We start from the raw sequence: 12,423 nt of genomic DNA, 5'->3' as shown, positions 1-12,423 counted from the left end.
TTAAAAAACTAATTAGTTCTTTTGGTTTTTTTGATAGTTTGTAATTCCTGTTCTAAGTTTATCAATAATCTCATCTATATGTTTTTCTTCACATATAAACTGAGGAGCGATAATCAAACAGTCACCAGTTGCTTTAAAGTTCACACCTGCTTCATAACAAGCTTTAAAACATTCGTATCCTGCTTTACCTGGTTTAGTATTCATTTTCATATCAATACCACCCATCATTCCATAACCTCTTATGTTCTCAACAGACTCTAAGTCTTGAAGAGAAAATAATCCTTTTTGAAAATAAGGTGCTAAATTTTTTGCTCTGTTAAAAATATCTTCTTTTTCAAAAATATCTTGAACAGCTAAACCTGCTGCTACTGCAACTGGAATTCCTGAATAAGTATATCCATGAAATAATTCAACAGATCCCATCGGAGAAGCATCCATTACTGCATCGTAAATTTCATCTTTACATGCAACTACACCCATTGGAACAACACCGTTAGTTGTTGCTTTAGCCATAGTCATCAAATCTGGAGTAACACCAAATTCATGACTTGCAAAAGAAGAACCTGTTCTTCCCCAACCAGTAATCACTTCATCAAATATTAAAAGAATTCCATGCTTGTCACAAATTTCTCTTAATCTTTGTAAATATCCTTTTGGTGGAACTAAAGTTCCAGTAGATCCAGCAATTGGTTCAACGATACATGCTGCAATATTTTCTGGTCCAAAGTTACTTGCAATTCTCTCTAAGTCATCTGCAAGATCTCCTCCTGTTTCAGGTTGACCACTAACAAATTTGTGTTCTGGTAAATGTGTGTGTCTCATGTGTTGAACACCTGGCATTAAAATGCTTGCAAATGTTTTAACGTTATTGATCATTCCACCAACTGAAACACATCCAATATTCATTCCATGATAACCTCTTTCACGTCCTACAAATCTAAATCTATGAGCGTTTCCTTTTGCTCTGTGATAAGCAATTGCAATTTTAATTGCAGTTTCAACAGCTGTTGAACCACAAATAGTAAAAAACATTTTGTTTAAATCACCTGGAGTGTGTTTTGAAATTTTTGTAGCTAATTCAAATGAACCACCAAAACCTTGTTGAAATGGTTGAGCGTAATCTAAAGTTTCTAATTGTTTAGTAACTGCTTCTGTAATTTCTCTTCTTCCATGTCCTAACGGATTACAAAATAATCCTGAGCTCGCATCAATTTGTGTTTTTCCATGGTGAGTTTTTAAATAAACTCCTTTTGCTTCAGTGATTAATCTTGGGTTTGCTTTAAAATCTTTATTCGATGTAAACGGCATCCAATGTTCATTTAATGAATTTGGAACTGAAGTTCTTGTTTCTGAGCTCATAAATTTTTTCTCTCTTTATTAACTGTTATAAATATTTCAAACTATTAGACTAAATCAATTACTTTGCTAGAGAAATTTTGACCACTCAAAATGATGCGTCATAAGTATACAACTTTTAATTGAACCTATCTTTTTGTTTTACAACTGGTCAAAATTGAATTTAAATAACGATAATTTAATTAAATTAACATAGGGGAATAAATGAAAAAAATACTAAGTTTTATTCTAGGATCTATTTTTGCTCTTAACCTTTCAATTTCAGTTGCAAACTCTGCAGCTAATGAGGTTAGAGTTGCATACTTTCTAGAATGGCCAAGTCCAAATCTAGAGGACATGCAGAAGAAAAATTTTGCAAAAGCTCTTGGTGTACCAGTTAAGTGGACAAACTTCACTAACGGTGGTGCTATGACTGATGCAATGTTAGCAGGAGATATAGATATTTCTTACTCACAAGGTTTAGTACCTTTCATCAACGCTGTAAAATCTAACGCGCCAATCAAATTAGTTGATATCGCAATGGAATATGGAATGGGTGGAACTACTTGTGTAACATCAAATGCATCTGGAATTACAAAAGCTAACGCTACTGAATTAGAAGGTAAAAAAGTTGCTGTTCCACTAGGAACAATGGCTGAATACGTTTTTGATGAAAGTATGAAAGTTGTTGGTGCTGACAGAGGTAAAATGGATATCATTCAAATGGACCCAGAAGAAGGTGCTGCTGCATTAGTAAGTGGTGATGTTGTAATGGCATGTTTATTTGGTGGTAACTCTATTAAAGCAGCAACTGCAGTTGGTTCAAGATTATTAACTGTAGATGAAGCAAGAGCTGCTGGTATCTTAGGTATAGATATCACATCTGTTACAGATAAATTCATGAAAGAAAATCCAGGAATGCTAAGAACTTTCATCGAAGTAACTCACGAAGCAAACGACAGATACAGATCAGGTAAATCTGATATGAATTCTATGGCAAAAGCTTCTGAAATGAAAGTTGCTGACATGAAAGAAACTTTAAGTGGATTTAAATTCTTAACTCCAGAAGAAACTAAAGCTTCTATGGAGAGCGGAAACCTTGATGCGTTCTTAAAAGGAATGGGAACTCCATCAGGTAACGTAGACACAAGTTTCTTACCTTTATAATTTTAAAGGTTTAAAACTTTTTAAATAGGCACTGATTTAAAAATTAGTGCCTATTTTTTTTAAAAAATTTCTAATATAAGGGCGCTATGAGTGATCTTGTTTCTCAAAATCTAAATATGATTTTTAAAACTCCAAAAGGAGAAACAGTTCATGCATTAAAAGATGTTAGTTTTACTTTAAAAAAAGGAGAACTGCTTACTGTTCTTGGCCCATCTGGTTGTGGAAAAACAACTTTACTTAATATTACTGCTGGATTTTTAAGACCTACTTCGGGAAAAATTACTTTAAATAATAATGAAATCGATGGACCTGGTGTTGAACGAGGAATGGTGTTTCAACAAGGTGCTTTGTTTGAATGGTTAACAGTTGCTGAAAACGTGAACTTTGGCCTTCGTATGAAAAAAGAAGATCCAAAAGTAACAGCAAAAAAAGTTGAAGAATGGTTAGATATTGTTGGACTAAAAGGATTTGGTAACACCCCAACCTATCAATTATCAGGTGGTATGCAGCAAAGAGTTGCTCTTGCAAGATGTCTTATTAATGATCCTGATTTAATTTTAATGGATGAACCTTTAGGTGCTTTAGATGCATTAACTAGAGAAAAGATGCAGTCTTTAGTTTTAAAAATTTGGAAAGAAACTGGAAAAACAATTATTTTAATTACTCACTCTGTAGAAGAGGCTCTTTTACTTGGTGAAAGATTATATGTAATGGCGCCAAGACCAGGGAGAATACATAAAGAGTATAATCTTCCATTTGCTGAAATGGGTCTTACTCAAGATTTAAGAGAAATTAAAAAAAATAAAGAATTTTCATCAACAAGAGAAGAAATTTTATCCATGATCTGGAATATGGAAGAAGAGATAATGGGGAAAGATAATTAATGTTAACACAATTTGTAACAATACTTATTATCGTTTCAGTTATTGGATGTATTCTTTATGGAAGAAGATTAATCAAAACTGAAAAAGTAGATGCCGTTTTTGGAAATCCAGAAAGAGCTAAAGGTGGAACGCACTGGGTAATTGTTGGTAGTAGTGCAATCTTGATGCTTTGGCTTTATTATTCATGGGATATTGCAAAAGGTTTTTATCCAAAATCAGCAAATGAATTATGTCAGGTTGCTAAAATCAATGAGTCGTTATTAGGTCTAAAATATCAGTTCCCTATTGAAGAAAGAGAATTCAAAAGTACATCCATTATTAAAACTGAAAATAAAAATCTTGTAAAAATTGCAAATGAAATAAAAGGATCTCCAGATCTAAATGATCAACAAAAAACAATTCTTGTAAGCTACATTGATAGAACTTCTAAATTAATTCCACTTTTAACAAGTGAAGAGTTAATGGAAATGGATACAAAAATTAAACTCCAAAAAATAACAGAAGAAATAAGACTTCTAAGTTCTAATTTCCAAAAAAAGGATTATCCTTTTGAAACAGATGCTCAAAAAACTGAAAGACAAAAACTTATTGATGAACAAGGTGGCTGGGGAATTACAACAATTGACTCAGGGAGTGGTTCTATTGAAAACACTATTGAAATACCAACTGCACCACAAACTAACAAAGGTTTAAAATTTCATGCAGCTGCAATAGAGTTAAAAAAAATTGACGACAAATTTTTTAAATTAAAAAACCATAACCCACCATTCAAAAGCTCAATTAAACAACTTAAAGATGACATTAAAGCTTACAGAAAAGGTTTGGATGATAGTGAAGAAATAGCATCTGACTATGCAAAAAATATTGTTAAAATTGCAAGAAGAATAGAGTTTGCAAGTATCTACCCTCCAAATGCATTAAATGAAATGCAAGCAGCAATTATAGAATTTGATGAGTTACAAAATAAAGAACAAGCTGGATTAAGATTAATCGATATCCTTTTATTTCCTGCTGGAACAATTATAGCAAGTGGACCTACTTGTTCAGAACAAGGTTCTGGTAGATGGTTACCTAAACCATCTGATACATTTAATAAGTTTGTATTGATGTCCAAACCAAGTGTTGGATACAAAAATGTTCCTCTTTTATGGATTGAAATGGTTGATGTTAGTAAAATGATTGGCTTCGTTTTACCAGATTGGATAGCTGATATCTTGCCTGGTGAATATCCGGTTCATACAAAAGATGGAATAGTTAAAGAGAACTTTAAAAGCAATGTTTTAAAAGTTGTTACTGGTGACTTTAAATTATTCAAAGTTCCTGTTCCGTACGGACATATCTGGGATTCATTTATGAGGGTATTTTTAGGATTAGTGTTTGGAATTATTATTGGTGTTCCATTAGGATTATTTATGGGTCTAAACAGATTTGCAAAAGGTTTCTTTGACCCATTAATTGAACTTTATAGACCGGTTCCCCCACTTGCTTGGGCTCCGTTAATTATTTCTGTACTTGGAATTGATAACTCTGGAAAAATATTTTTATTATTTATGGTCTCTTTATCTATTATGATTATTTCAGCAAGAGCTGGAGCATCAGGAACTCAATTATCTAAAATTCATGCTGCTCACTCATTAGGAGCTACAAAAAAACAAATATTAAGATATGTAATTTTCCCAAATTCTCTTCCAGAAATTTTAACTGGAATAAGAGTTGCGGTTGGTATGTGCTGGGGAACATTGGTTGCAGCAGAATTTTTAGCTGGAACAACTGGTATTGGTTTCGTTGAAAACGTTGCTAAAAAATACTTCCAGTACGAAGTTATTTGGATAACGATATTTATTATGGGTCTTCTTGGTTTATTATTCGATGTAACTCTAAGAAAAATAATCGATAAAACTATTCCATGGCGTGGAAAAGGTTAATTGTCTTTTTTTAAGAACTAAACTTTTTTAACAAAACTGATTGCAGCACCAACGGTAGTTAAAAATCCAGCTAAAGGTAGGATGGCAACTGCATATTTTTTAGGCATATAATTTGGTTTGAACTCAACACCTTGCATACTAATTTCAAAATACCACATTTCCCAATACTTTCCTCTCATGCCTTCTACAAGTTCAATTCCATAAATAATTAGAACAACACCAATTATCATAATCATAACTTTCCAGAACTGACGAATGTATAGCGAAACTCTCTCAGGCAATTTTTCATAAATTAAATTTAAAGCTACATGCTCATTGTCTCTAGCTGTCAAAGAAAGAGCTATAAACATCAACCAAATATTACTTAATACTGTTAGTAAATCTCCCCAAACAGGCGGATTATTAAAAACATATCTCATCGTAACATTATAAAGAGTGAAACCAACCATTGCTGCTAAAAATATTGAGCACATCGCTTCAAGTATCCGATGAACAAAACGATCAATACTATTTAAAAATTTCATCATTAATTACTCAATAGATTAGGAAGAAACATTGTTAACTCTGGAACAACTAAGATAAAAAATAAAAGTAAGAAAAGTCCAACTAGGTAAGGAATTAAAGCAACAGCAACTTTTTCTAAACGGACTTGTGCTATTGTTGCAGATGTAAAGTAAGCAACACCAACAGGTGGTGTCACTGATCCAATTAAAAATCCTACTATTACAACGATTGCTGCTTGCACCTCAGGAAATCCAGCTTGAGACATAACGTTCACAAGCACTGGACCAACAATGATAATGTTTACTGCTGAGTCCATTACTGTTCCAAGAAGAAAAATGAATAATATTAATGCTAAAATAAATAATATAGGAGAGTCTGCTAAACCTAAAAGCCAAGCTTCTAGATCACCAATTGCTCCAAGAGAAGTAAGTAACCAACTAAAAGGTCCCGAAGCAGCTATGATAATAAAAACCATTGCTGAATTACGGAATGCTCTACGAAAAGCTCCTGTACAATCTTTCCATTTGATAGTTCGATAAACAAATACACCTGTAAACAACGCAACTAAAGCAGTAATAGCACCTGCCTCAACAACCGATGCGACACCTCCCATCACTGAACCTACTAATACTAAAGGTATTAAAAGAGCAAACGAAGAACGATATAATTCTTTGCCAGCTCTACGCACTGAGAATGGTTGATCGCTTCGTTCAAAATTATATTTAACAGCGAAGTAATGATTAATTACCATTATGACAACACCAATCAAAATACCTGGGACAATTCCAGCTGCAAATAAAGATGCAATAGAAATCTCAGTTGCGTTTGCAAGAACAATCATCATGATACTAGGTGGAATAATCCCTCCTATTGTAGAACTTACACCTGTAACTGCAGCTGAAAATGCAGCAGGATAACCTGCTTTTTTCATTGCTGGTAAAACTAATGCTCCAACGGTTGCTGTATCTGCTACAACGGAACCATTCATGCCTGCAAAAAACATACTCACAAGAACATTAACTTGAGCCAACCCTCCTCTAATACGTCCAATTAATGCTCTACTTAAAGCTACTAAACGGTCAGTAATTGTTGCGCTTGTCATCAACTCGCCAGTTAACATAAAGAATGCTATTGCTGTCAATGGAACCGAGTCTATGGCGGTAAACATTTGACTGGGAATTAAAACAAGAGGAACAGCATCTGTTAACAGAATATAAACAAATGGTATCAGTATTAATATAAAGCCAATTGGAGCCCCTAGTAAAATTAGTAAAAGGAGTACTACAAGTAAAATAATACTTTCCATAGATATTTATAAGTTATGATTATTTTTAGGTAAAGACCATCTGATTCTAAAATAGAACTAAATGGTCTTCACAAAGTTTTAATTGAAGATTTATAAAGCTCCAGCTGCTTCTAACTGGGCTACAAATCCATCCATACCTTGTTCTAAAAGTACTCTTTTAGCTACTTCTGGTTCAAAAGTACCCTTAGCATCTAACCAAGCTCCGATTGCACCGGCTCTCCACTTAGTCATTTCTGCTTCTGTTGGAACATACCACTCTTTAGCAGATGCTTTAATTGCATCTTCACCATTTTTAATCCAAGCGTTATCCAACTCGTTTACTTTTTCTCCATAAGCATCAGCTGCTTCGTGTAACCATTTTCTTTGTTGGTCAGACAATGCATTGTACTGTTTAGCATCCATCGCTAAAATATTTCCAGACCACATTCCTCCGATCTCAGTGAAATATTTTGCAACTTCATGAAGTTTTGCTACATGCTGCCATGGACTAGCAACATATTGTCCTTCTACTACACCTGATTGAAGACCTTGATATAATTGGCTCCAGTCATAAGGTGTTGGTGTTGCACCCCAGTTTTTAACTAACATGAACTCAACTGGACTTTTAGTAGTTCTCCATTTAAGTCCTTTCATGTCATCTGGTTCATGAACAGGTTTGGTTGCATTTCCAAGTTGTCTAAATCCTCCACTTGAATATACAGAAAGGCAAATGTGGCCAGCATTCTCAAGTGCTAGTTTACATTGTCTTTCAGCTAACCATTCATCTGAAATTCTTTTAGCATCCTCTAATGATTTGAAAATAAAAGGCAAATCGAAAATTGCTAATTCAGGCCCAAAGTTACCGTAGTTTGCAGTAGAACTAGTCCACAAAGCTATAAGTCCTTGGTTAGCTTGTTCACCACATTTTTGCTCTGCACATAAGCTTCTTTGATAATGAGGTTCAATTTTCATTTTACCTCCAGATGCTTTCTCCATAGCTGGGATTAAAGCCTGGTCTATTGCGTCACCAATTGGCATACCCAATCTACCAGTAGTTCCAAGCTTAAGAGTTATTTCTGCATAAGCAGCTTGTGCAAAGAAAATAATCGCAACCACTTTGATAAGTGTCTTGCTAATTGTTTTAATAAACATTTTAATTATCTCCTCTTAGTTAGTTAAAGATAACTTGAACACTATAAAAAAATGTTTACTTTGTATACATTAATTTGATATGAACTATCACAAAAAATTTTCTAATTAAAATGGAATTGCACTCTTGGGTTGTACTAATAAATTGATTGTTAATCTATTTATTTTAGTCTCAAGGTGTCTTAGACTAAATTTTAGAAATAAAATAAATACAATGTATAGGAAAAATTTATGAGCTCAGGTAACAAGTACAAAGTAATAGCTAGTAAAATTAAATTTGAAGGAAGAGCATTTATTAACGGAAAATATGTTAATGCAATTGATGGAAAAAAATTTGAAACAATAAATCCTGCAACTGGTAAAAAACTTTGTGCTGTTGCAAAATGTAATCATAAAGATGTTGACTTAGCAGTTAAGGTTTCAAGAAAAGCTTTTAATAGTGGAGTGTGGTCTAAAAGTTCACCTGAACACAGGAAAGAAGTTTTATTAAAATTTGCTGAATTACTTAGAAAACATGGTGATGAAAATTCAGTTTTGGAATGTATAGATACAGGTAAACTTATTGCTGATTGTATTAATGAAGTCGCAAATGATGCTCCAATGCATTTTCAGTGGTATGGAGAATTAATCGATAAAGTATTTGGAAAAGTTGGTCCAACAGAACCCTCTATTACTAGTTTAATTGTTAAGGAACCAATTGGTGTTGTTGCTGGAATTGTTCCTTGGAATTTTCCTTTAATGATGGCGGTATGGAAAATGGCCCCAGCACTTGCAGCTGGTTGTTCAGTAATAATTAAACCAGCGGAGGATACACCACTCACAGCTATTAGAGTTGCTCAAATTGCAAAAGAAGCTGGCGTTCCGGATGGTGTTTTAAATGTGCTTCCAGGTTATGGTGATGTTGGTGAAGCTTTAGGTCGACACAAAGATGTTGATGCGGTTTCTTTTACAGGTTCAACTGAAGTTGGAGGATACTTTTTAAAATATGCAAGTGAAAGTAATTTAAAACCTGTTGCATTAGAGATGGGAGGAAAAAGTCCATTTATAGTATTAGAAGATGCTAAAATTACTGATGATTTAATAGATAATGCTATGAATTCTGCATTTTGGAATGGTGGACAGAACTGTTCAGCAAATATGAGACAGATAATTCATAAAAAAGTTAAAGATGAATTTTTACATAAAGTTATAAAAAAAGTTAAAAAATTAAAAGTTGGAGATCCATTAGATCTTAAATCAAATATGGGATCTATGATTTCAAAAGGTCACCTACAAACTGTTGATGGGTATATTCAAACAGGTATTGATGAGGGTGCAAAACTTTTATCCGGTGGTGTTTCCAGTAAGAAACAAAAAGGTTTTTATGCAAAACCTACTTTATTTGATGGATTGAAAGAAAATATGACAATCGCTCAAGAAGAAATTTTTGGACCAGTGCTTGGAGTGTTAACTGTAAAAAATGATGAAGAAGCTTTGAAAATTGCAAGTAATTCTAAATATGGATTACATGCGAGTGTGTTTACTCAAGACATAAACAGAGCATTTCATTTAGCTAAAAGTTTGCCTTGTGGAACTGTGTCAGTGAATACTTTTTCTGAGGGAGATATCAAAACACCTTTTGGGGGATATAAGCAATCAGGTTCATTAAGTAGAGATCAGGGTACTGAAGCTTTAAATTCATTTCTTCAAACGAAAACTATTTGGATAAGTCATAATTAATTGATGATCAAACCATACAAAATAAGTGTGCCTAAAAGCACACTTAATAATATTTACAAAAAAGTAAGAGCCTATCCATGGAACATGATGCAAAATTTAAATGGATGGGAGTATGGAACTAATTATAATTATTTAAAAAAAATATCTCAATATTGGGTTTCAAAATATAATTGGAAGAAATTTGAAAACAAAATTAATTCTTTTAAAAACTATAAGACTAATGTGGATGGTATAAATCTGCATTTTATTATTGAAAAAAGTAAAAATCCAAAATCTAGACCATTGTTACTTTTGCACGGTTGGCCAGGTAGTGTAATTGAATTTTTTGATATCATTCCAAAGCTTGCTCATCCTGAAAGATTTGGTGGAAAAATTGAAGATGGTTTTGATGTCATTGTGCCCTCTTTACCAGGATTTGGATTTTCAACTCCAATTAAAAAAGCTTTGGGTCCAAGAAGGATTGGAAAAATTTTAAATAAATTTATGGTCAAAAATTTAGGTCATAAAAATTATATTGTACAAGGTGGAGATTGGGGGGCTACTATTGCTGCATGGATTGGTCTTGATAGTGCAAAAAATTGCAAGGGAATTCATATTAATTGTTTACCAATAAGACATCCAAAAGGGCCAAGAAATAATAAAGAAAAAAAATGGGAAAAAAAATTCAACTTTGATCAAATAATGCAGGAAGGCTACAGAACTCAACAGGCAACAAAGCCACAAAGTTTATCTTATGCAATGATAGATAGTCCAGTTGGAACAGCAGCATGGATTTTAGAAAAGTTTCATGGTTGGTCGCACCTAAATAAAGGCAAAATAGAAAAAACATTTTCAAATGATGAATTAATATCAAACATAATGATCTATATAATTACAAATAGTTTTAATACTGCTGCTTGGATTTATTTTGGAAGAAGAAAAGAAGGTGGCAGGTCTTTTCCAAAAAATTTTAAAAAAATAAATGTTCCAACAGCAATAGCAGAATTTCCAAAAGAAATGCTAGAATGGCCTCCAAAATCTTACGTGAACAGAATTTTTAATATTAAAAGATGGAAAAAATTTCCTAAAGGTGGTCATTTTGCAGCTTTAGAGGTTCCAAATTTATTAATTAATGATATTAAAAATTTTTTTAACAAAGATTTAAAAATATTCAAATAAGTGAAAACACCCCTATTAAAAAAACAAGTAATTAAGATTTTTCAAAAGTTTGGTTTAAGTAAAGATCATGCTTTAATTTCTGCTAATGCTTTAATTAATGCAGAGTTAGTTGGAGCTTATGGCCATGGTTTATCAAGACTTAAAATGTATTGTGACCGAATTTCTAAAAAAGTAATTAATCCAAAACCAAGAATAAAAGTTAAGAAAATTTCATCTTCTATTTCTCATATTGATGCAAACAATAGTATTGGATTTGTTGCTGCTGATCTTGGAATAAAAACTGCAATTAAACATGCACAAAAAACTGGAATAGGTATGGTGGCTGTAAAAAATAGTGGTCATTATGGTTTATCAGGTTATTACGCTGAACAAGCAGTTAAGAAAAATTTAATTGCAATGATTTATACAAATGCTCCTCCAGCAGTAGCTCCTCACGGTGCATTAAAAACTTTATTTGGAACTAATCCAATTTGTTTTGGAACCCCTACAGGTTCTAAAATTCCTTTTATTTTAGATACATCAATCTCAATGATAAACAGAGGTAAAATTAGAGTTGCAGCAAGAAACAACCAAACAATTCCTGCGGGTGTAGCATTAGATAAATTTGGAAAACCAACTACTGATGCTAAAAAAGCATTAGCGGGAGTTCAATTACCTATTGCTGGTTTTAGAGGTTCGGGACTTGCTTGGATGGTAGATATTTTAAGTGGTGTAATAACAGGAGGAAATCATGCAGGTAGAGTTAAAGATCCTTTTGATGATTTTTCAGGACCACAAAATATTGGACATTTGTTTATAACGTTTAAAGCAAACTTATTTCAAAAAAATTATAATCAAAGAATTAAAGACAATATTAAAACAATTAAAAAACTTCCTAAGATTAAAGGTGTTAAAGAAATAATGTATCCAGGACAAAACAAATTTAATCGTTACAAACATAATCTTAAAAAAGAAATCAATATTCCAGATTTAATCAAAAAAGATTTGGAAACTTTAATAAGTTAAAAAACTAATAACACCTAAAGAAGCAACAACAGAAGATAGGATAATTGTTCTTTTTACCTTCTCTTTCTTTTTTTCATTAATAAGTCTTTGCTTTAGAACATTTATATCAACTGTCTTAACAGTTTCAGATAAATCAGAGGGGTTATCGATTTTAGCAAATGTTCTATTTAAGCTTTCTGTACTCATAATTTTTTTAATATAAAATTATTTAATCATTAGTATTTACATTATTACATATTAGGAATGTCCAAAATGGGTTGACTCTGATTTATGTATTGTCCATATTGGGTTT

At 32.6% G+C, this 12,423-nt stretch carries 11 protein-coding genes; 6 read left to right on the top strand and 5 right to left on the bottom strand.

Features of this window, described 5'->3' with window-relative positions:
* Positions 1-12 precede the first annotated feature (12 nt).
* On the bottom strand, positions 13-1,359 hold the full coding sequence (locus ACQY31_RS07580; RefSeq protein ID WP_075505902.1) for an aspartate aminotransferase family protein: 1,347 nt from the start codon (positions 1,357-1,359) through the stop codon (positions 13-15).
* 201 nt (positions 1,360-1,560) lie between these two features.
* On the opposite strand from ACQY31_RS07580, the gene ACQY31_RS07575 reads away from it, so the two are divergent.
* From ACQY31_RS07575 to ACQY31_RS07565, 3 genes are all read left to right on the top strand, one after another.
* Positions 1,561-2,502, top strand: a complete 942-nt coding sequence (locus tag ACQY31_RS07575; protein ID WP_428079878.1) for an ABC transporter substrate-binding protein — start codon at positions 1,561-1,563, stop codon at positions 2,500-2,502.
* An 86-nt stretch (positions 2,503-2,588) separates the two neighbouring features.
* Positions 2,589-3,386, top strand: coding sequence for an ABC transporter ATP-binding protein (locus ACQY31_RS07570; protein ID WP_428079877.1), 798 nt, complete (start codon positions 2,589-2,591; stop codon positions 3,384-3,386).
* Complete coding sequence (locus ACQY31_RS07565) at positions 3,386-5,311, top strand: ABC transporter permease (protein ID WP_428079876.1); 1,926 nt, start codon at positions 3,386-3,388, stop codon at positions 5,309-5,311. The genes ACQY31_RS07570 and ACQY31_RS07565 overlap by 1 nt, the downstream gene beginning before the upstream one ends.
* A gap of 17 nt (positions 5,312-5,328) precedes the next feature.
* Here the strand turns inward: ACQY31_RS07565 and ACQY31_RS07560 are convergent, their stop codons facing one another.
* The 3 genes from ACQY31_RS07560 to ACQY31_RS07550 form a co-directional block, all read right to left on the bottom strand.
* Positions 5,329-5,838, bottom strand: coding sequence for a TRAP transporter small permease (locus tag ACQY31_RS07560; protein WP_428079875.1), 510 nt, complete (start codon positions 5,836-5,838; stop codon positions 5,329-5,331).
* A complete protein-coding gene (locus tag ACQY31_RS07555; RefSeq protein ID WP_428079874.1) occupies positions 5,838-7,121 on the bottom strand; it encodes a TRAP transporter large permease in 1,284 nt (427 codons plus the stop codon). The genes ACQY31_RS07560 and ACQY31_RS07555 overlap by 1 nt, the downstream gene beginning before the upstream one ends.
* Before the next feature lie 90 nt (positions 7,122-7,211).
* Positions 7,212-8,252: a TRAP transporter substrate-binding protein gene (locus ACQY31_RS07550; RefSeq protein ID WP_428079873.1), complete on the bottom strand. Its 1,041-nt coding sequence runs from the start codon at positions 8,250-8,252 to the stop codon at positions 7,212-7,214.
* A gap of 228 nt (positions 8,253-8,480) precedes the next feature.
* Here ACQY31_RS07550 and ACQY31_RS07545 point away from each other — a divergent pair, with 228 nt between their 5' ends.
* From ACQY31_RS07545 to ACQY31_RS07535, 3 genes are read left to right on the top strand one after another with little or no spacing between them, the layout of a single operon-like run.
* Positions 8,481-9,968, top strand: coding sequence for an aldehyde dehydrogenase (locus ACQY31_RS07545; RefSeq protein ID WP_428079872.1), 1,488 nt, complete (start codon positions 8,481-8,483; stop codon positions 9,966-9,968).
* Between the two features lie 3 nt (positions 9,969-9,971).
* Complete coding sequence (locus tag ACQY31_RS07540) at positions 9,972-11,126, top strand: epoxide hydrolase family protein (protein ID WP_428079871.1); 1,155 nt, start codon at positions 9,972-9,974, stop codon at positions 11,124-11,126.
* Positions 11,127-12,131: an Ldh family oxidoreductase gene (locus ACQY31_RS07535; protein WP_428079870.1), complete on the top strand. Its 1,005-nt coding sequence runs from the start codon at positions 11,127-11,129 to the stop codon at positions 12,129-12,131.
* Here ACQY31_RS07535 and ACQY31_RS07530 read toward each other — a convergent pair.
* On the bottom strand, positions 12,120-12,317 hold the full coding sequence (locus ACQY31_RS07530) for a hypothetical protein (RefSeq protein ID WP_428079869.1): 198 nt from the start codon (positions 12,315-12,317) through the stop codon (positions 12,120-12,122). The two genes, ACQY31_RS07535 and ACQY31_RS07530, sit on opposite strands and share 12 nt — an antisense overlap.
* Positions 12,318-12,423 lie beyond the last annotated feature (106 nt).

It is taken from the genome of Candidatus Pelagibacter sp., from assembly GCF_965262185.1.
Lineage (GTDB): Bacteria > Pseudomonadota > Alphaproteobacteria > Pelagibacterales > Pelagibacteraceae > Pelagibacter.
The sequence above is the reverse complement of the archived record's forward strand: the minus strand, read 5'-3'. Positions and strand labels throughout refer to the sequence as shown.